Annotated in this window: 20 protein-coding genes and 1 pseudogene; 12 read left to right on the forward strand and 9 right to left on the reverse strand. The window is 64.7% G+C overall.

Annotated elements, in window-relative coordinates; genetic code table 11:
- Positions 1–10: 10 nt before the first annotated feature.
- Positions 11–6,305 (reverse strand): annotated as a pseudogene (locus tag WI560_RS07455) (HAMP domain-containing protein).
- Between the two features lie 280 nt (positions 6,306–6,585).
- Between WI560_RS07455 and WI560_RS07460 the strand changes: the two are divergent.
- A complete protein-coding gene (locus WI560_RS07460) occupies positions 6,586–6,879 on the forward strand; it encodes a hypothetical protein (RefSeq protein ID WP_375307477.1) in 294 nt (97 codons plus the stop codon).
- A gap of 13 nt (positions 6,880–6,892) precedes the next feature.
- Here WI560_RS07460 and WI560_RS07465 read toward each other — a convergent pair whose 3' ends face one another.
- The gene (locus WI560_RS07465; protein ID WP_375307478.1) at positions 6,893–7,405 is read right to left on the reverse strand and encodes a DUF4142 domain-containing protein; all 513 of its coding nucleotides are present in this window, start codon (positions 7,403–7,405) and stop codon (positions 6,893–6,895) included.
- A gap of 93 nt (positions 7,406–7,498) precedes the next feature.
- Between WI560_RS07465 and WI560_RS07470 the strand changes: the two genes are divergently transcribed.
- From WI560_RS07470 to WI560_RS07480, 3 genes are all read left to right on the forward strand, one after another.
- Complete coding sequence (locus tag WI560_RS07470; protein ID WP_028134975.1) at positions 7,499–7,693, forward strand: hypothetical protein; 195 nt, start codon at positions 7,499–7,501, stop codon at positions 7,691–7,693.
- A gap of 115 nt (positions 7,694–7,808) precedes the next feature.
- Positions 7,809–7,940 (forward strand): hypothetical protein, encoded by a 132-nt coding sequence (locus WI560_RS07475; protein WP_375307479.1) that lies wholly within the window; start codon positions 7,809–7,811, stop codon positions 7,938–7,940.
- 69 nt (positions 7,941–8,009) lie between these two features.
- A complete protein-coding gene (locus tag WI560_RS07480) occupies positions 8,010–8,216 on the forward strand; it encodes a hypothetical protein (protein ID WP_257177092.1) in 207 nt (68 codons plus the stop codon).
- Positions 8,217–8,360: 144 nt separating this feature from the next.
- On the opposite strand, the gene WI560_RS07485 is transcribed toward WI560_RS07480, so the two are convergent.
- From WI560_RS07485 to WI560_RS07500, 4 genes are all read right to left on the reverse strand, one after another.
- Positions 8,361–8,615: a hypothetical protein gene (locus WI560_RS07485; RefSeq protein ID WP_375307480.1), complete on the reverse strand. Its 255-nt coding sequence runs from the start codon at positions 8,613–8,615 to the stop codon at positions 8,361–8,363.
- A 284-nt stretch (positions 8,616–8,899) separates the two neighbouring features.
- Complete coding sequence (locus tag WI560_RS07490; RefSeq protein WP_375308791.1) at positions 8,900–9,790, reverse strand: SDR family oxidoreductase; 891 nt, start codon at positions 9,788–9,790, stop codon at positions 8,900–8,902.
- A 201-nt stretch (positions 9,791–9,991) separates the two neighbouring features.
- Positions 9,992–10,546 carry a DUF4142 domain-containing protein gene (locus WI560_RS07495; protein ID WP_375307481.1) on the reverse strand — a complete coding sequence of 185 codons (555 nt, stop codon included), beginning with the start codon at positions 10,544–10,546 and terminating at the stop codon, positions 9,992–9,994.
- 88 nt (positions 10,547–10,634) lie between these two features.
- Positions 10,635–10,862 (reverse strand): hypothetical protein, encoded by a 228-nt coding sequence (locus WI560_RS07500; RefSeq protein ID WP_375307482.1) that lies wholly within the window; start codon positions 10,860–10,862, stop codon positions 10,635–10,637.
- 296 nt (positions 10,863–11,158) lie between these two features.
- Here WI560_RS07500 and WI560_RS07505 point away from each other — a divergent pair, with 296 nt between their 5' ends.
- Together WI560_RS07505 and WI560_RS07510 are read left to right on the forward strand one after the other, a co-directional pair.
- Positions 11,159–11,533, forward strand: coding sequence for a PRC-barrel domain-containing protein (locus tag WI560_RS07505; RefSeq protein ID WP_028134985.1), 375 nt, complete (start codon positions 11,159–11,161; stop codon positions 11,531–11,533).
- Between the two features lie 15 nt (positions 11,534–11,548).
- Positions 11,549–11,707, forward strand: a complete 159-nt coding sequence (locus WI560_RS07510; RefSeq protein ID WP_375307483.1) for a hypothetical protein — start codon at positions 11,549–11,551, stop codon at positions 11,705–11,707.
- Between the two features lie 70 nt (positions 11,708–11,777).
- Here the strand turns inward: WI560_RS07510 and WI560_RS07515 are convergent, their stop codons facing one another.
- Positions 11,778–12,242: a winged helix-turn-helix transcriptional regulator gene (locus WI560_RS07515; protein ID WP_375307484.1), complete on the reverse strand. Its 465-nt coding sequence runs from the start codon at positions 12,240–12,242 to the stop codon at positions 11,778–11,780.
- A gap of 163 nt (positions 12,243–12,405) precedes the next feature.
- On the opposite strand from WI560_RS07515, the gene WI560_RS07520 reads away from it, so the two are divergent.
- From WI560_RS07520 to WI560_RS07540, 5 genes are all read left to right on the forward strand, one after another.
- The gene (locus tag WI560_RS07520) at positions 12,406–13,143 is read left to right on the forward strand and encodes an SDR family oxidoreductase (RefSeq protein WP_375307485.1); all 738 of its coding nucleotides are present in this window, start codon (positions 12,406–12,408) and stop codon (positions 13,141–13,143) included.
- A gap of 63 nt (positions 13,144–13,206) precedes the next feature.
- Positions 13,207–14,208 carry an NAD(P)H-dependent flavin oxidoreductase gene (locus WI560_RS07525; RefSeq protein WP_375307486.1) on the forward strand — a complete coding sequence of 334 codons (1,002 nt, stop codon included), beginning with the start codon at positions 13,207–13,209 and terminating at the stop codon, positions 14,206–14,208.
- Positions 14,209–14,317: 109 nt separating this feature from the next.
- Positions 14,318–14,737 carry a hypothetical protein gene (locus WI560_RS07530; RefSeq protein ID WP_375307487.1) on the forward strand — a complete coding sequence of 140 codons (420 nt, stop codon included), beginning with the start codon at positions 14,318–14,320 and terminating at the stop codon, positions 14,735–14,737.
- 299 nt (positions 14,738–15,036) lie between these two features.
- Positions 15,037–16,611: an alkaline phosphatase D family protein gene (locus WI560_RS07535; RefSeq protein ID WP_375307488.1), complete on the forward strand. Its 1,575-nt coding sequence runs from the start codon at positions 15,037–15,039 to the stop codon at positions 16,609–16,611.
- A gap of 259 nt (positions 16,612–16,870) precedes the next feature.
- Positions 16,871–17,689 carry an aldo/keto reductase gene (locus WI560_RS07540; protein ID WP_375307489.1) on the forward strand — a complete coding sequence of 273 codons (819 nt, stop codon included), beginning with the start codon at positions 16,871–16,873 and terminating at the stop codon, positions 17,687–17,689.
- 177 nt (positions 17,690–17,866) lie between these two features.
- Here WI560_RS07540 and WI560_RS07545 read toward each other — a convergent pair whose 3' ends face one another.
- Positions 17,867–18,100: a hypothetical protein gene (locus WI560_RS07545; RefSeq protein ID WP_375307490.1), complete on the reverse strand. Its 234-nt coding sequence runs from the start codon at positions 18,098–18,100 to the stop codon at positions 17,867–17,869.
- Positions 18,101–18,196: 96 nt separating this feature from the next.
- Positions 18,197–18,649, reverse strand: a complete 453-nt coding sequence (locus WI560_RS07550; RefSeq protein ID WP_375307491.1) for a hypothetical protein — start codon at positions 18,647–18,649, stop codon at positions 18,197–18,199.
- Between the two features lie 159 nt (positions 18,650–18,808).
- Here WI560_RS07550 and WI560_RS07555 point away from each other — a divergent pair, with 159 nt between their 5' ends.
- Positions 18,809–19,078 (forward strand): helix-turn-helix domain-containing protein, encoded by a 270-nt coding sequence (locus WI560_RS07555; RefSeq protein WP_257193330.1) that lies wholly within the window; start codon positions 18,809–18,811, stop codon positions 19,076–19,078.
- Positions 19,079–19,197: the final 119 nt, after the last annotated feature.

Here is a 19,197-nt window from a genome sequence, read left to right on the forward strand (position 1 = left end):
TGGATCCAACTCAGCGGTGCAGCCACATGCGGATCGCAAGCAGCAATTGATCGGTGTTGACGGGTTTGGCGAGGTAGTCGGACGCGCCGGCCTCCAGGCACTTCTCGCGGTCACCCTTCATCGCCTTGGCGGTCAGCGCGATGATCGGAAGGCGGGCGAAAGCCGGGTTTTCGCGAATGACGCCGATGGTCTGATAGCCATCCATCTGCGGCATCATGATGTCCATCAGCACTATGGCGATTTCCGGATTGGATTCGACGAGCGTCACCGCCTCGCTGCCGGTCGTGGCCGTCAGCACTTTCATGCCGCGCCGTTCCAGCACGCTCGACAGCGCGAAGATGTTGCGGGCGTCGTCGTCGACGAGCAGGGCGGTCTTGCCGATCAGGTCCTCGTCGGAACTGTTCAGCTTCTCCAGCATACGCTGCTTCTCGATCGGAAGTTCGGTGATAACGCGGTGCAGGAACAGTGCGGTTTCGTCGAGCAGCCGTTCCGGCGATTCCACGCCCTTGACCACGATGCTGCGCGCCATGGTGTGGAGTTCCGCGTCCTCCTCGGCCGAAAGCTCGCGGCCGGTGAAGACGACGACCGGAACGTTCGACAGCGTCTCGTCATTGCGGATCTCGTCCAGCACCTCGAAGCCGCTCATGTCGGGCAGGCGGAGGTCGAGCACCACGCAGTCGCAGGGCGTCTCGCGCAGCGTCGAGAGCGCACCGGCACCGGTGTCCGTCGTGACGATCTCGATGTCGTCGTGATGCAGCAGCTCGCGGATCGAGAGCTGCTCGGCCTCGTTGTCCTCGACGATCAAGAGACGCTTGCGCCTGGGACGTGCATATTCCTTGATCTGAGCCAGTGCCGCGGAAACGCCTTCGGTCGTCGTCGGCTTGTTGACGAAGGAGAACGCGCCACGCCAGCGCGTGCTGGCGGTCCTCGTCCAGCGTGATGATCTGCACGGGGATGTGGCGGGTCAGCGGATTGTGCTTGAGCTGGCTCAGCACCGTCCAGCCGAGCATGTCGGGCAGGAACACGTCGAGCGAGACGGCTCTCGGCTGGTATTGCTTGGCGAGCTCGAGCGCCTCCGCGCCGCGGGCGGCGACAAGCACCTTGAAGCCCTTGTCGCGGGCCAGATCGACCAGCACGCGGGCGTAGTGCGGATCGTCCTCGACGATCAGGAGGATGGTGTCGCCGGGCTCGATGCTGAGCCGGTCGTCGGGAAGCTGCTCGATGACGCGCGGCTGGTCGGGCGCGGCCGTCTGTAGCGCCGGCGGCTGGCTGTGTTGCTGCGGCGCAGGCGCCGCGCGCGGCGCCAGCGTCGGGCCGGAATATTTGAGCGGCAGATAGAGTGTGAATGAGGAGCCCTTGCCCGGCGAGCTGCGCAGATGGATCTCGCCGCCGAGCAGGCTCGCAAGTTCGCGGCTGATCGCAAGTCCGAGGCCGGTGCCGCCGTATTTGCGGCTGGTGCCGGCGTCGGCCTGCTGGAACGCCTCGAAGATCAGCTTCTGCTTCTCCACGGGAATGCCGATGCCGGTATCGGACACTTCGAACGCGATCACGGCCGGTGCCGAGTTCAGCACCGGGTGATCCGTTCCCCAGCCGCCGACGGCACCGGTGACCTTCAGGCGCACCTCGCCTTCGGCGGTGAACTTGAAGGCGTTGGAGAGCAGGTTCTTCAGCACCTGCTGCAGCCGCTTGGAGTCGGTGACGATGCTGCGCGGAAGGTTCGGGTCGACGTCGATCTTGAACGACAGATTGCGGTTGTCCGCCTCGTGCCGGAACGGCCGTCCGACGGTCTCGAGCAGGTTCGCGGTCAGGATTTCCTCGGCGTCAACCGTCACCGTGCCGGATTCGATCTTGGACAGATCCAGAATGTCGCTGATGAGATTGAGCAGGTCGGTGCCGGCGCCGTGGATGGTGCGGGCGAATTCGACCTGCTTGGCCGAGAGGTTGCCGTCCGGATTGTCGGTAAGTTGCTGTCCCAGGATCAGGATCGAGTTCAGTGGCGTGCGCAGCTCGTGGCTCATATTGGCGAGGAACTCGGACTTGTACTTCGAGGTCAGCGCGAGCTCGGTCGCCTTCTCCTCCAGCGCGCGGCGGGCCTGCTCGATCTCCTGGTTCTTGCGTTCGACCTCGACGTTGCGCTCGGCAAGCTGCTGCGCCTTCTGCTCGAGCTGGTCGTTGGTCTGCTGCAATTCGCGCTGCTGGGTCTGAAGCTCGCCGGCGAGCTGCTGCGACTGCTTGAGCAGGCCTTCGGTCTGCATCGTCGCTTCGATCGAATTGAGCACGATGCCGATGGAGTCGGTAAGCTGCTCCAGGAACGTCATCTGCGAGGTCGTGAAGGAGACGAGCGAGGCGAGCTCGATCACAGCCTTGACCTGGCCTTCGAACAGCACCGGCAGCACGACGAGGTTCTTCGGCGCGACGCGGAACAGCGCCGAGTTGATCGGCACCACGTCGGACGGAATTTCGCCGACGACGCGCGGCCGCTTGTCGAGCGCGCATTGGCCGATCAGGCCTTCGCCGAATTGCAGCACGCGCGGATACGGATAGATGCCGTCGCTGGCGTAGGAAGCCAGCAGCAACAGCTGCGGATTGTCCTCGCTCTCGACCTGGTAGATCACGCCGGTATGCGCGTTCACCAGCGGCGACAGCTCGGTGAGCAGCAGCCGGCCGACGGTGGTGAGGTCGCGCTGGCCCTGCAGCATGTTGGTGAATTTCGCCAGATTGGTCTTCAGCCAGTCTTGCTCGGTGTTCACGTCCGTCGTGAGACGGAGATTCGTGATCATCGTGTTGATGTTGTCTTTCAGCTCGGCCACCTCGCCGCGGGCGTCGACCTGGATCGACCGCGTCAGGTCGCCCTTGGTAACGGCGGTCGCGACCTCGGCGATCGCGCGCACCTGCGAGGTGAGGTTGGCGGCGAGCAGGTTGACGTTGCCGGTGAGGTCCTTCCACGTGCCGGCGGCGCCCGGCACGTTGGCCTGACCGCCGAGCCGGCCTTCGACGCCGACCTCGCGCGCCACCGAAGTCACCTGGTCGGCGAAGGTCGCGAGCGTCTCGGTCATGTTGTTGATGGTGTCGGCGAGGGCCGCGACTTCGCCCTTCGATTTGACGGTGAGGTTCTGCTTCAGATCGCCGTTGGCAACGGCCGTGACGACCTTGACGATGCCGCGCACCTGCTCGGTGAGGTTGGCCGCCATGAAGTTCACGGTGTCGGTGAGGTCCTTCCAGGTGCCGGCGACGCCGGGCACCTGGGCCTGGCCGCCGAGCTTGCCTTCGGTGCCGACCTCGCGCGCGACGCGCGTCACTTCGCCGGCGAAGGCGTTGAGCTGGTCCACCATGGTGTTGATGGTGTTCTTCAGTTCGAGGATTTCGCCCTTGACGTCGACGGTGATCTTGCGGGAGAGGTCGCCGCGCGCGACCGCCGTGGTCACTTCGGCGATGTTGCGGACCTGGGTGGTGAGGTTCGCGGCCAGGAGGTTGACGTTGTCGGTGAGGTCCTTCCAGGTGCCGCCGACGCCGGGGACGACGGCCTGACCGCCGAGCCGGCCCTCGGTGCCGACCTCGCGCGCCACGCGCGTGACTTCGGCGGCGAAGGAGCGGAGCTGCTCGACCATCGTGTTCAAGGTGTCCTTGAGCAGCAGGATCTCGCCGCGCACGTCCACCGTGATCTTCTTCGACAGGTCGCCGCCGGCGATCGCGGTCGCGACCTCGGCGATGTTGCGGACCTGGGCGGTGAGGTTCGAGGCCATGAAGTTGACGTTGTCGGTGAGGTCCTTCCAGGTGCCGGCGACGCCGGGCACCTCGGCCTGGCCGCCGAGCTTGCCTTCGGTGCCGACCTCGCGCGCCACGCGCGTCACTTCGCCGGCAAAGCCGTTGAGCTGGTCCACCATGGTGTTGATGGTGTTCTTGAGCTCGAGGATCTCGCCCTTCACGTCGACGGTGATCTTGCGCGACAAGTCGCCGCGCGCCACGGCGGTGGTCACCTCGGCGATGTTGCGGACCTGGGCGGTGAGGTTGCCCGCCATCGAGTTGACGCTGTCGGTGAGGTCCTTCCAGGTGCCGGCGACGCCGGGCACGTTGGCCTGACCGCCGAGGCGGCCTTCGGTGCCGACCTCGCGCGCCACGCGCGTCACCTCGCCCGCGAAGCGGTTGAGCTGGTCGACCATCGTGTTCAGCGTATCCTTGAGCTGAAGGATCTCGCCGCGCACGTCCACGGTGATCTTGCGCGACAGGTCGCCGCCCGCGATCGCAGTCGCGACCTCGGCGATGTTGCGGACCTGGGCGGTGAGGTTGCCCGCCATCGAGTTCACGGAATCGGTCAAGTCCTTCCAGGTGCCGGCGACGCCGGGCACGCCGGCCTGGCCGCCGAGCTTGCCGTCGGTGCCGACCTCGCGGGCGACGCGCGTCACTTCGCCGGCGAAAGCGTTGAGCTGGTCGACCATCGTGTTCAGGGTTTCCTTCAGCTGAAGGATTTCGCCCGACACGTTCACCGTGATCTTCTTCGACAAATCGCCCTTGGCGACCGCGGTCGCGACCTCGGCGATGTTGCGGACCTGGCCGGTCAGGTTCGAGGCCATCGAGTTGACGCTGTCAGTGAGATCTTTCCAGGTACCGCCGACGCCGCGCACCACCGCCTGGCCGCCGAGCTTGCCTTCGGTGCCGACCTCGCGGGCGACGCGCGTCACTTCGCCGGCGAAGGCGTTGAGCTGGTCCACCATGGTGTTGATGGTGTCCTTCAGCTCCAGGATCTCGCCGCGCACGTCGACCGTGATCTTCTTCGACAGATCGCCGCCGGCGACCGCGGTCGTCACCTCGGCGATGTTGCGGACCTGCGCGGTCAGGTTCGAGGCCATCGAGTTGACGCTCTCGGTGAGGTCCTTCCAGGTGCCGGCGACGCCGAGCACGTTGGCCTGTCCGCCGAGGCGACCTTCGGTGCCGACCTCGCGCGCCACGCGCGTCACTTCACCGGCGAAGGCGTTGAGCTGGTCGACCATGGTGTTGAGCGTCTCCTTCAGCTGAAGGATCTCGCCCGAGACGTTCACCGTGATCTTCTTCGAGAGGTCGCCGCTCGCGATGGCCGTGGCGACGTCGGCGATGTTGCGGACCTGCGCGGTCAGGTTTGAGGCCATGAAGTTGACGTTGTCGGTGAGGTCCTTCCAGGTGCCGGCGACGCCGGGCACCTGGGCCTGGCCGCCGAGCTTGCCTTCGGTGCCGACCTCGCGCGCCACGCGCGTCACTTCCGAAGCGAACGAGTTGAGCTGGTCCACCATGGTGTTGATGGTGTCCTTCAGCTCCAGGATCTCGCCCCGCACGTCCACCGTGATCTTGCGCGACAGGTCGCCGCGCGCCACGGCGGTGGTGACGTTGGCGATGTTGCGGACCTGCGCGGTCAAATTGCCGCACATCGCGTTGACGGAGTCGGTCAGATCCTTCCAGGTGCCGGCGACGCCGGGCACGATGGCCTGGCCGCCGAGCTTGCCGTCGGTGCCGACCTCGCGCGCCACGCGCGTCACTTCGGAGGCGAAAGAGCGGAGCTGGTCCACCATCGTGTTGATGGCTTCCTTGAGCTGCAGGATCTCGCCGCGGACGTCGACCGTGATCTTCTTGGAGAGGTCGCCGTTGGCGACCGCGATCGTCACCTCGGCGATGTTGCGAACCTGGTTGGTCAGGTTGTTCGCCATCGAGTTGACGCTCTCGGTAAGGTCCTTCCAGACGCCGGTCACCTCCGGCACCTGAGCCTGGCCGCCGAGCTTGCCTTCGGTGCCGACCTCGCGCGCCACGCGCGTCACCTCGGAGGTGAACACGCCGAGCTGCTTGATCATGGTGTTGACGATGGTCGCCGATTGCAGGAACTCGCCGCGGAGCGGACGGCCGTCGACGTCGAGCTTGACGGTCTGGAGCAGGTCTCCTTGCGCGACGGCAGCGACCGCGCGCGTCACCTCGCGCGTCGGCCACAGCAAATCGTCGATCAGCGTGTTGACGGACCCTTCCATGTCGGCCCAGGACCCCGAGGCGAGGCCGAATTTCACGCGCTGCCGGGTCTTGCCTTCGCGGCCGACCACCTGGCCAACCAGCTCGAGCTGCTGCGCCATGCGCTGGTTGGCGGCGATGATTTCGTTAAAGGTGTCGGCGATCTTGCCGTCGATGCCGAGGTAGTCGCCGCTCATGCGCACCGAGAAATCGCCGCTGCGCATGGCCTGCAGGGCCTGCAGCAATTCGGCCCGGGAATCCGGATCAGACGTACCGTTGGTTTTTGGCTTTGGGACGCGACGACCGGAGCGTGATGCAGTTCCGGGATCGAGGTCGCTCATACAATTTTCCCCCGCAGGCGTCGGCCGAATCCACGGCAAGACGCGATTGGTCAAAATAGAGCGTCAGCCAAATTCGAAATCAAGCGCCAAGGTTGCGGCGCGAGGAAATGGAACCTGTCTTGCTCAGCCCGATGCTAATAACCGCAATCCGCTGAATTGGTTCCACACGGGATTGAAAGAAACGACGCCGGCACCCTGCCGTCCCACCGGTCCCTCAGCGCCTCCTTCGGAACGGAGCGCCGCGCCTCGCGGTTAGCCCGCGCAAAGAGGGAGAATGGACATGAAAGCAGGTCTTGCCGCGCTGATCGTCATGTTGCTTGCCGGGGCGGCCTTGGCCCAGGGCGGCGCCCCCAGCGGTCGCGGGGCGGTGACTGGCGACCCTGCCGCCAGCTCGGCCAACCCAAAGGCGGATTCACCGACCACGGGGAGGGCGAGCCGCTCCAATCCCAGCGGAAGCGGGACCTCATCTTCGGGCGGCAAGGACGACAATGGCGATGCGGGCCGGGACAAGATGCCGGAAAGCAACCGCACCGTGCGGCCGGAGAGCCAGCAGCATCATCCGAACAACAAATAAGGAAATAAGGCGGCTACTTGTCCGCCATGGTCCGCTCGGCATCCTTGACCTGCGCGCGCAGTAACGGAAGCTGCTCGCGCGCGAAGGCCGCGAGCGCAGCGTTGTCAGGCGCCTTCAGATAGCTTTCGAGCAGCGTGATGGCCGATTCATATTCGGGAATCTGCGAGGCATAGAAGCTGCGGACGTAAGTTGGTCCGTCCGAGGTTTCGGGCTCGATCAGGCTGGCGGCGACGGATTCCGTTTTGCCGACGCGGGGCTCGGCGCCGATCGTCTCCTGAATCTGCTTCAGCGCCCTGTCGCGTTTGGCCGCTTCCTCGGCGCGCAGGGCGGCGAGGTTCTTGACCTCGGCGTTGCCCTTCAAATCGGTGCTCTCCAGCAGACCTTGCTGGAAGCGGCTGAAATTGTAGAGGCCGGTGATGACGTCGGTGGCGCTCGGCGGGCGGTCGAGCGGCTTGCGTTCACCGGTGCTGTCGGCAAGCGCAATGGTGCTGATCAATGCCATCATGATGGCGACGAGAACTCGCATCGATATCAATCGCGGATGGCGGGCGAAGTTCCCCGAACGTTACGATGCGGTAAGGGCATTGCAGCCCGGGAGTTCCGTCCCCACGTCTTTCCCATGAAACAGTCTGACATCTTCAGAGATAACGCCGACAATTGTCTTCAGCTCGCTGAGCGCGCCGAAGGACAACCTGCGCACAAGCGCTATTCGCGCATGGCGGACGCCTGGACTGCGCTGGCCCACGAGCAGGATTGGCTGGATGGCGAGGTTCCGCCCGTTGCCGCTCGCTTCCCGCAACAACCAGATGCGTGAGCATTCTCCGCTTGGTAAATCCCGTGTGAGATTGCGCACGGAATGCGAGCGGCCCATCCGGCATGACTGGGAATAGTCAATCGCGTTGGTCTTCATTCCAGAAGGAGGTTTTGCGATGGCTCCACGTCTGGCTCTGCTTTCACTCGTCTTCGCCTTTGGCGTCTCGGTCGCGTTCGCGACGGTGACGACGGTGCGCCAGGTGCATATGGAGAATGCATCGGCCGCGGTCCATGCGACGCGCAGCTAGCGCCCCGCCGGAACATTCGGCCCCGTAGTGCGTAAGCGCTTCGAGACATCATGAGAGGCGAAGGCACACATGGCCCATTCCGACCACGGCATCGTCAAGGACGAGCGCGCCGAGGAGCAGCCCCGCGACAAGCAACGTGCACAGTCCGTGCACAAGGCGGATCCGAAAGGGTCCCCCTCGCGGGAAGCGACGCGTGATCCGAAGTTGAACGACAACAGCAAGACGCCGGGCTCCGGCATGACGCCGGATGATTCCGGCGGTGCGCCTAGCGGCTAGACCGAGCTTTCGCGCGGGGAACGAATCCCCGTGCATGGAGTCGACAGGTTGCTTCCGGTTGGCATGCCCCCGGTGCGCCGGAAGCAATCTCCAAGGACGGCCCTGGCACCCACCGTGCCGGGGTCGTTTGCTTGTGGCCGGCTTCTACGGCTCAGTCCCGGTGCCGCCCTCCGGATCTCCGTGGGTATGCCCGTCCGGTCCCCGGCCCAATACGCCGAAGCTGCTCGACTTCACACCAGCCGCCGCCTCGACGCCGGCGGCGGCCAGTCCGAACCTGAGAAGCTCGCGGACCGCTGCCGCCCGCGTCGGCATGCGGTGCTTGAACCGGAAATCGTCAAGGGCGGCCAATTCCTCCGGCGAGAGCATGACCTGAAGGCGCTCGGCGCGAAGCTCGTTCATGGTCCACCACACAAATTGAGCAGGTTGAGTAGGTTACTCAACGAACCAACTTGGCGCGGGTTCCATGGCAGGCAGGGAGGGTCTCCAGATGGATGGCTTCTCGATGCGAGGGAGTATGCCGCGGCGCCTCGCGGAAGGCGCGATGCGCTCGGCCTGGGCGGTGCGGGAGGTGATGCGAAGCTTTCGCCTCAACTACCAACCGGCGATAATTTCCTCCGTGACAGTTCTGTAGAAACGGAGAGACAAGGGTGGTTCCTGAATCCCAGCGTTCGCTCCCAACTCTGCTAAGGCTGGCCTGATCCACCCGCAGCGCCGTAGACCTGGCCGGTCGCATAGCTGGCGTCGGCGGCGGCAAGCTGCACGTAGATCGAAGCGAGCTCGACCGGCTGGCCGGGGCGGCCGAGCGGCGTCATGCCGCCGAATTTTTCGAGCTTCTCCATCGTGGCGCCGCCGGACACCTGGAGCGGCGTCCAGATCGGTCCCGGCGCGACGCCGTTGACACGGATGCCCTTGGAGGCGAGCTGCTTGGCCAGCGACTTCACGTAGTTCATCGTCGCCGCCTTGGTCTGCGCGTAGTCATAAAGATCCGGCGAGGGATCGTAAGCCTGCTCGGAGGTCGTGCCGATGATGCAGGCGCCGGGCTTGAGATGCCGGAGCGCCGCCTTGGTGATCCAGAACGGCGCGTAGATGTTGGCCTTCATGGTGGCGTCGAAATCCTCCGACGAAACGTCCAGGATGGAGGCGCGGGTCTGCTGCCGCGCTGCGTTATTGACGATGATGTCGAGGCCGCCGAGGCCTTGCACCGCCTGCTCGACCAGCTTGGTGCAGAAGGCTTCGTCCGTGAGGTCGCCGGGAATTGCAAGTCCGATGCGTCCTTCCTTCTCGATCAGCGCGATCACTTCCCGTGCGTCGGGCTCTTCCGCCGGCAGATAGTTGATGGCGACATCGGCGCCTTCGCGGGCATAGGCAATCGCGGCGGCGCGGCCCATGCCGGAATCGCCGCCGGTGATCAGGGCTTTGCGGCCGGCAAGCCGGCCGGAGCCCTTGTAGCTGGTCTCGCCATGGTCGGGCCGCGGCTCCATCTGGCCGGCGAGGCCCGGCCAGGGCTGCGACTGCTTCTTGAACGGCGGCTTCGGATAGCGGCCGACCGGATCGATCAAGGCGTGTTCGGCCATCGCGCTCTCTCCTTTCGCTTGGGACGCCAGCGAGGCCGCTGCGAGCGTTGCGCTCGCGGCGTGCATGACGTGGCGGCGGGACAGTGGGGTCTTGATGTGGTTCGACATGATGCTCTCCGCGATGGTCGAGGCTCAATGCGCGGAGACGGTCGACGTGCCAAGCAAAGGACGCCGGGCAAGCCGGCGTCCTTCAGCAATGCGTTACTTGGTGGACTGGCCGACGCTCGGCGCCTTGCCGAGCTCCTTGGCCATGTCGAGATGGTGCTTCAGGGCGGGCAGCGTCTTGCCGGCCCAGTCCTTCAGCTCGGCATTGTCGCCGCCCTTGGCGTAACGCTCGAACAGCGACACGGCGTCTTCATGGGCGCTGACCTGATAGGAATTGTAGTCCGAGCTGAAGTCCTTGCCGTTCGCGCTCTTGAGCTTGTCGAGCTTGCTCTGGTGCGAGCTGTCGAGCTGCGTCGGAAGCGTGGCCTGGATCTTCTTTTCGCCGACCAGGCCCTTGAGCTCGGTGCTGGTCTTGGTGTGATCGGTGATCATCTGCTGCGCAAAGCTCTTTTCCTGCGCATTGCCCTTCTGCTGGGCAAGCTTGCTCGACTCGATCTCGAACATGTCGCTGATCGCGACCTGCTTGACGAAGTCGGGGGTGGAAGGCGCAACGCCAAGCGCCGAATTGACGCCGGTCTTCTCGCCCAGCGATTGGGCGAGCGCAGGGCCCGCGAACAGCACGCAGGCAAGGGCGATGACGGCACGTTTCATGTGTGGTCTCTCCTAATCGGGTGCGCGGCCTCATGCCGCGCCTTGTTGCGCCGATCAACACGCCGCAGGGCGCCGAGGTTCCTAACGGCTAATCTGCGGGATTGCGTCCGGTGCGCGGATTGATCGGATCGGTCGGCTTGCGTCGCAGCCGCTCCGGCAGGAACGGCTCGGCGGCGCTGGCCGTGGCGTCGGCCCGCACGTCGGCATGGCGCTGCGCGCGCTGATGCGGCGTCGTGTCGTCGTTGAAGTGGTGTTTCACGTCGACGCCGTCGACGGGGTCGTTGACGCCGTGCTGGATATCGCGGAAGTCGCTCATGGCTCACCTCATTCCTTTCCGGGCAGGATCGTCTCGAGCACCCGCCGGTTCATTGCGCCGAACACGCCGTTGATGCCGTCGCCGGGATAGCCAAAGATGTGGGCGCGCCCCAGTGATGCAGACGCTGGACGATGAAGTCGAAGACGGTCTGGGACATCGAGCGAACCCTGGCCGAGCGTGTGAGCTTCAGAGAACGGCTCCTTTCCTGCGATGTTCCTGGCCAGCTCCGGGAACGCGCCCGGAACGATCGCCGCCCCCTCGCGATTGATTCAGATATGGCCGAGTGGAGAATGACGATGCTGAATCAGGGCGAACTGGATCGCGACGAAATGGGCCGGCTGATCGGAAGCGACAAGGTCGAGGGAACATCGGTGTTCGGAGCCGATCGGAACAAGATCGGTTCGATCGAACGGGTGATGATCGACAAGATCAGCGGCAAGGTCTCCTACGCGGTGCTTGGTTTCGGCGGATTCCTCGGCCTCGGCAATGATCATTATCCGTTGCCCTGGCAATCCCTGAAATACGACACCGAGCTGGGCGGCTACATCACCGCGATCACGGCCAAGGATCTGGAAGGTGCTCCGAAATACGGCGAGAAGACCGACTGGAACTGGAGCGATGACGCGGCCGTGCGCGGCATCAATGCCTATTACGGCGTCCCATTCGCGTAGCAGAAGGATCAACCGATGAGCAAGGAACGGCCGACCGACGATCCCCGCGATCAGAGCGATTGGGGTTCGCACAGACAGACGGACAAGCCCTGGAAGGGCAACCCGGAAAAGGAGCAGGGATCGGACGAGGTGAAGCCCGATCTCGAGAAATGGCATAGGACCAAGACGCACTGAGACTGGTGCTTTTTCCCAGACTATCGAAACGAGCGCGGCGTGGGCTTGCGAGCAGGCTTGGGGCCTTAACTCACCCCGCCGCTGCCTGCTGCCCCGGCCCCGCATGCACGTGCACCTGTTTGGCGTGCAGCGCCTCACCGCATTCCGAGCACACCATGATTGGGTCGAACAGCTTGCCGCAGCTCTTGTGCTGATGCAGCATCGGGCGGCCGCGCTCGTCGCCCATGTGGGTGTCGCCCCAATGCACCATCGCCATGATGATCGGGTAGAGGTCGAGGCCCTTTTGCGTGAGGATGTATTCGTAGCGCTTCGGCGCCTCGGAATAGGGGACGCGACGCAGGATGCCGAACCGCACCAGCTTCTTCAGCCGCTCCGAGAGCAGGTGCCGCGTGATCTGAAGCGACGATTGAAAGCCCTCGAACCGGCGCACGCGCAAGAAGCATTCGCGCAGGATCAGCAGCGTCCAGCGGTCGCCGACCACGGCTATGGTGCGGGAGAGCGAGCAGGGCTCTTCGTCCAGCGTGTCCCATTTCATGATGCCGTCTCCGGAGCAGGCTAGTCAGTCAGAAAAAGGAACTGACTTGAATGATCAAGGCAATTTGCAAAGAAGCCTATCATTCGGCGGCGTAGTTTGACAGTTCTATTTTAGAACTATAGCTTCGCGCCCAATTGCACCGCTCGCACCGGAGGAGGCGACCTTGCCCAAGCGAAACGCGACAGCGGCCGTGATCGGGGCCGGCGATTTCATCGGCTCCGAGATCGCCAAGAAATTTGCAGCCGAAGGCTTCACGGTTTTCGCCGGCCGCCGCAACGGCGACAAGCTGGCGCCTCTGGTGAAGGACATCGAGGCCGCCGGCGGCGAGATCCATGGGCGCTCGCTCGACGCGCGCAAGGAGGAAGAGGTCATCTCCTTCCTCAACGACGCCGACCAGCATGCGCCGCTCGAGGTCTGCATCTTCAATGTCGGCGCCAACGTCAATTTTCCGATTCTCGACACCACCGAACGCGTGTTTCGGAAAGTGTGGGAGATGGCCTGCTATTCCGGCTTCCTTGCGGGGCGCGAGGCGGCGCGGCTGATGCTGCCGCGCGGCGGCGGCAACATCTTCTTCACCGGCGCCACCGCCTCACTGCGCGGCGGCAGCGGTTTTGCGGCCTTCGCCAGTGCCAAGTTCGGCCTGCGCGCAGTGGCGCAGGCGATGGCGCGCGAGCTCGGCCCGAAGAACATCCATGTCGCCCATCTCATCATCGATTCCGGCGTCGACACCGAATGGGTGCGGCAGCGCCGGCTGGAGGCGCTCGGGCCCGATGCGCTTGATAACCCCGATCTCTTGATGCCGCCGTCCTCGGTTGCGGACGCCTATTGGCAGCTCTACCGGCAGCCCAAGAGTGCCTGGACCTTTGAAATGGAAATCCGTCCCTTCGGAGAGAAATGGTGACCGCGTCGCAAAAGTCCGGCTAGACTAAGCTCAACACAGGCGAATTCCGGGAGGAGAAACCAAGTGAAGACCGCGATCACCGAGCTGTTCGGCATCGAGCATCCCATCATCCAGGGCGGCATGCATTTCGTCGGCTTTGCCGAGCTGGCCGCCGCCGTCTCCAATGCCGGCGGGCTCGGCATCATCACCGGTCTCACCCAGAAGACGCCGGAGCTGCTCGCCAAGGAGATCGCGCGCTGCCGCGACATGACCGACAAGCCGTTCGGGGTGAACCTCACCTTCCTGCCGACCTTTGCGGCGCCTCCCTATCCGGAATACATCGCCGCCATCGTCGAGGGCGGCATCAAGGCGGTGGAGACCGCCGGCCGCAGTCCTGAGCAGTACATGCCGGCACTGAAGGCGGCCGGCATCAAGGTCATCCACAAATGCACCTCGGTCCGCCACTCGCTGAAGGCCGAGCGCATCGGCTGCGACGCCGTCAGCGTCGACGGCTTCGAGTGCGGCGGCCATCCCGGCGAGGACGACATTCCGAACATGATCCTGCTGCCGCGCGCCGCGGAGGAATTGAAGATCCCGTTCGTCGCCTCCGGCGGCATGGCCGACGGGCGCAGCCTGGTCGCGGCATTGTCGCTGGGTGCAGCCGGCATGAACATGGGCACGCGTTTCATCGCCACCAAGGAGGCGCCGGTGCATCAGAACGTGAAGAACGCGCTGGTCGCGGCCACCGAGCTCGATACCCGTTTGATCATGCGCAGCTTGCGCAACACCGAGCGCGTGCTGAGAAACGCCAATGTCGACCGCCTCATCGAGATCGAGCGCGAGAAGGGCGACAGGCTGAAGATCGACGACATCCACGACCAGGTGGCGGGCGTCTATCCCAAGATCATGCTGGAAGGGCAGATGGACGCCGGCGCCTGGAGTTGCGGCATGGTTGCAGGGTTGATCCATGACATCCCCTCCTGCAAGGAACTCATCGATCGGATCATGGCTGAGGCGGAACAGATCATCCGCAGCCGCTTGATGGGTTTCCTGGATGGGACGGGGGCGACGCGAAAGGTCGCCTGACACCGCCAAACTTCTTAACCACGGCGGCACCTGGCCGCTGGAATTCCGAGCGACGCCTCCTAAATAGGGGTAAATTACCCCTTTCATAATGGAATTTCAGGAGGCGTCCGTGGTCCTGAAAAGCGGTTCTTTTGCAATTGCCGTTGCCCTCGTCATCGCATGGGGCGGCATCGCGCGCGCCGACGACTACAAGCCAGGCGAATATCTCGGCCTCGATCTATCCAAGGCCGTGCTGTCGCCGAAGCGTCTCGGGCCCGAGACGCAGTTCGCCCCGGTCGCCCTCGAAGCGCGCGGCGGCAACGAGGCGCAGGCACGCGCCGAGCCCGTCGGCGTGCCGAAGAAGGTGGCGGCCGAGCGCGTCCGTGTGACAGAGCCGAAGGCCGCGCATGCGAGGAACGCGCAGCCGCGCGGCGCAGCCCGCGCGAAGCTGGCGCATCGTCACGGCAACCCGCTCGACGCGCAGGCGATGGACACCCGCATCCAGACCTGGCCCTGCCGCACCGGCGGCATCTGCAACTGGAAGCGCTAGGGCGGGACGCTTCGTCTTCGCCTCTCCCCGCGTGCGGAGAGAGGCCGGATTGCGTCGAAGACGCAATCCGGGTGAGGGGGACTCTCCGCGAATTCGACTCTCACCGTGATCGCGGATAGAGGCCCCTCACCCCAACCCTCTCCCCGTAAGAACGGGGCGAGGGGGGCAGACCATCGTCGCCGCTGCATCTCGCCCCGTCATCTCCGCGTCGCAAAATCGTCGGCACGGGGTCAAGAAACCGTAAGCCGGGAGTCAAGGAGCGCAGGCACCTTCCGTCGCGATTCGACGAAGGTTTCCGAATGGCAACGCTCCGCGCTTCGCGCGCATGGACCCGGCGGCAATTCCTGGTCCGTTCGACCTCAAGCCTGGCGGTTGCCTCGCTCGGCACGCTCGCAACCCCGTATCTCAGCCGCGCCGCCGATCGTCCGCAGATCGCCGGCGGCGTCCAGTCCGGCGACGTCTGCGACGGCTCCGCGGTGGTCTGGGCGCGCGCCGACCGTCCCGCGCGAATGCACGTGGAGTGCTCGACCGTCGAGAGCTTCAAGACCGTCCTTGCGTCGGCCTCGCGCGATGCGCTGCCGGACGCGGATTTCACCGCAAAGCTGCTGCTGAACGATCTGCCGCCGGGACAGGACGTCTTTTACCGCATCCGCTTCGACGACATCGCAACCGGCCTTCGCGGCGACAGCCGCATCGGCCATTTCCGCACCGCGCCGGCCGCCGGCCGGTCAATCTCGTTCGTGTGGTCGGGCGACGTCGCGGGGCAGGGCTGGGGCATCGACGTCGCGCGCGGCGGCTATCGCAGCTATCGCACCATGCTCGACAACCATCCCGATTTCTTCATCCATTCCGGCGATCACATCTACGCCGACTGCACGATCCCGTCGGAGCAGAAGCTGCCGAACGGCGAGATCTGGCGCAACCTCGTGATCGAGGAAAAGTCCGAGGTCGCGCATACGCTGGCGCAGTTTCGCGGCAATTACAAATACAACCATCTCGACGAGAGCTTTCGCGCCTTCCACGCGGAAGTGCCGATGCTCGCGCAATGGGACGACCACGAGGTCACCAACGACTGGTCGCCGACCGGTAGCTACGATGACGCGGGCTTCGAGGATGACGGCACCCCGCGCCTGGTCGCGCGCGCCCGCCGTGCCTTCTTCGACTTCATGCCGATCCGCGATATCGGCGCGCAGCAGGGCCGGGTTTATCGGAAGATCGCCTACGGCCCGCTGCTCGACATCTTCATGATCGACATGCGCAGCTATCGCGACGATAGCTGGAACAAGGGCAGTGACAGGCGCGGCTGGATTCTTGGTGCCGAGCAGCTCGCCTGGCTGAAGCGCGAGCTTATTGCTTCGCGCGCGACCTGGAAGGTGATCGCAGCCGACCTGCCGATCGGCCTGGTCAGCCTGGACGCCGTCGCGCTCGGCGACGGGCCGCCCGATCGGCGCGAGCACGAGATCGCCGATCTTCTCAGCTCCATCAAGCGCGCCGGTGTGCGCAACATCGTCTGGCTCACCGCCGACATGCACTACACTGCCGCGCATCATTATGATCCGAGCAGGGCGCAATTCCAGAAGTTCGAGCCGTTCTGGGAGTTCGTCTCCGGCCCGTTGCATGCCGGGACCTGGGGCCCGGCCGCGCTCGATGACACCTTTGGTCCGGTCGCGATGTACCAGAACGGCTGCAGCGCAGCGCAGGGTGAAAATCTGGCGCCTTGTTTCGGCCTGCAATTCTTCGGCCGTGTCGACATCGACGGCCGCAGCGGCGTCATGACCGTGACCCTGAAGGACGTCGATAATCGCAGCCTGTGGTCGGTCGACATCGCGCCGCAGCCACAAGCCCGACCGGCCATGGTGGCGCAGCATTCGTGAGGGGCGGGCGGCGCCTCCGGTCGTCATGCCCGGGCTTGTCCCGGGCATCCACGTTCTTCGTAATCGGAGCAAGGCGTGGATGGCCGGGACAGGCCCGGCCATGACGATGGAGAGGCATCACACCTAACCCGATCTTGATTGGCCGGGCTGCCCTTGCCGGGCTATGCTGCTCACTCCCGCCATCTCTTTTCCATCACCGAAGAGTCTGCTCATGCGGCAACGCGCGTCCGGCGGGATGCGATACGTCAGGAGCCTGTTCATGGACAATCTGAAGACACAGGGCATCAGCATGCCCAAGCTCGGCCTCGGCACTTTTCGCATGCAGGGCGATGCCTGCCGCGCCGCGGTCGAGAGCGCGCTGTCGGTCGGCTATCGCCACATCGACACCGCCGAGATGTATGCCAACGAGGAGCCGATCGGCTCAGCCATCGCCGCGTCCCGCCTGCCGCGCGGCGAGCTTCACGTCACGACCAAGGTCTGGCACGAGAACCTCACGCCGGATGCGATCCGGCGTGCCTTCGACGCCAGCCTGAACAAGCTCAGGCTCGACCATGTCGATCTCTATCTCGTGCACTGGCCCTCGAAGGCTGCAGATTGGGGCGCGGTGTTCGAGACCTTGATGAAGCTCAAGGAGGAGGGACGCACGCGCGCCATCGGCGTCGCCAATTTCACCACGGCGCTGCTCAAGCTCGCGGTCGAGGACATCAGGGCGCCGATCGCCTGCAACCAGGTCGAATATCACGCCATGCTCGATCAATCCAAGGTGCTGGCCTATCTCGCGGCGAAGTCGATCCCGCTCGTCGCTTATTGTCCGCTGGCGCAGGGGCGGGTCGCCTCGGATCCGGTGCTGGCCGAGATCGGTGCCAGGCACAACGCGACCGCCGCGCAGGTCGCGCTGAAATGGCTGCTCGACCAGGACGGCGTCGCCGCGATCCCGAAGGCCTCGCGCCGCGAGAGCCAGCAGGCCAACCTCGATGCGCTCAAGGTCACGCTCGACGATGCCGACCGCGCAAAAATCGCCGCGCTGCCGAAGGACAGGCGCTGCGTCAATCCGGGCTTTGCGCCGGCGTGGGATTAGCAGGCGAGCTGCGAACGCAAGAAATCGTAGGGTGGGCAAAGGCGCTCTTCGCGCCGTGCCCACCACATCTCGTCAATCGCTGGCGAAGCGGTGGGCACGCTTCGCTTTGCCCACCCTACAAGACCGCGCGCAAAAGAAATGGCCCCGTGAGGGGCCATTTCCGTTTTGCGTCGCGCGTTAGTCCCAGTGGTGGCGATGGCTGCGCTTGATCACCACGACCTTGTTGCGATGGTGGCCGCGATGCCAGCCGTGGTCGCGATGCACGCGGTATTGGGCGCGGGCGCCGTACGGGCCGTGATGATGATGGTGATAGCCGCTGCGCTTGATCACGACAGTCTCCGCACTTGCGAGCGTCGGCGCCGCGATCGCGAGCGCACCCAGGGCCGCAATTGCATAACCAAGCTTCTTCATGACGTCCTCCTCCAATTCGAATGCACATTTAAACCGCGCATCCACACGAACGTTCCGGAGGAATCGCAGGAGAATTCTGAACAGCTGTTCAGGTGACTAATCGCAACGCTGTTGCGGCGGCGTCGGCGCGCCGGTCGCGACATACTTGCCGTCGCGTATCGTGTACTCGCCGCGTTCGCTGCGATTGTAGATCGCGCGCAGGCTGCCGTCCTTCAAGTGCGCCAAGCCGAACTCACGCGCCTGGTGCAGCGAAGGGAAGTACACCATCACATTGAGCAGGCCGTCGGCGCTGACCGTGGCCGACACCACCTCGTTCTCGTCCTTGGCGTCACCGAAATTGCGCCGGTACATCACCCGGCCGTCCTTCCGGATCTCGTAGCTCAGGAGCGCGCCCTTGTCGCGGTCGGGCTTGGCGGCGCAGTCGACCGCCCACGAGCCGAGCAGGCCCCATTGCTCGATCGTCGCAGCCAGTGTCTCGGCACCGGCCGCAGGCGTCATCGTCGCCCACAGCAGCGCAGCCGCGATCCAACGGCTCAAACAACGCGTCATGTCCTTGAAGAACCCCGCCTCGAAGAATTCCAAAGTGTAGCATCCCGCCCGTTTGCGTCCATGGCCGCCGCCGATCACTCGCGAATTTGATCCGCGTCAATGAGCCCGGTCTTTTCCGGGGTAGGATGGCGCTTCCCGAAGGCGAACCTGGATAGACCAATGCTGAATCAAGTCATGGATTTTGCGGGCGAAGTGCTGCCGGGGAGCTGCGCCGTGCCGCCTTATTCCGAGACCGAGTTTCTGACCGAGCTGGGCGATCGCCTGCGGTCCTCGCGCATGCGCTGCGACCTGTCGCGCCGCGAGCTGGCCCGCCGTTCCGGGATTTCCGAGCGCTACATCGCCCAGATCGAGGCCGGCAAGGGCAACGTCTCGATCGTGCTCTTGCTGCGGCTGGCCTCCGCAATCCACGGCAGTCAGCCCCAGGCCTGACGCTTCGAGGTTCGGCTACCACGTCAATGCCAATGCGAAGCATCGCGGCTCCTTCACGAGCCACGAGGCACCGCAGATGATCCGGGATCTGCGCTACGAGCTGCCGGGCGATATGGGCC

The sequence above is a fragment of the Bradyrhizobium sp. A11 genome (genome assembly GCF_042077125.1).
Classification (GTDB): Bacteria; Pseudomonadota; Alphaproteobacteria; order Rhizobiales; family Xanthobacteraceae; genus Bradyrhizobium; species Bradyrhizobium japonicum_B.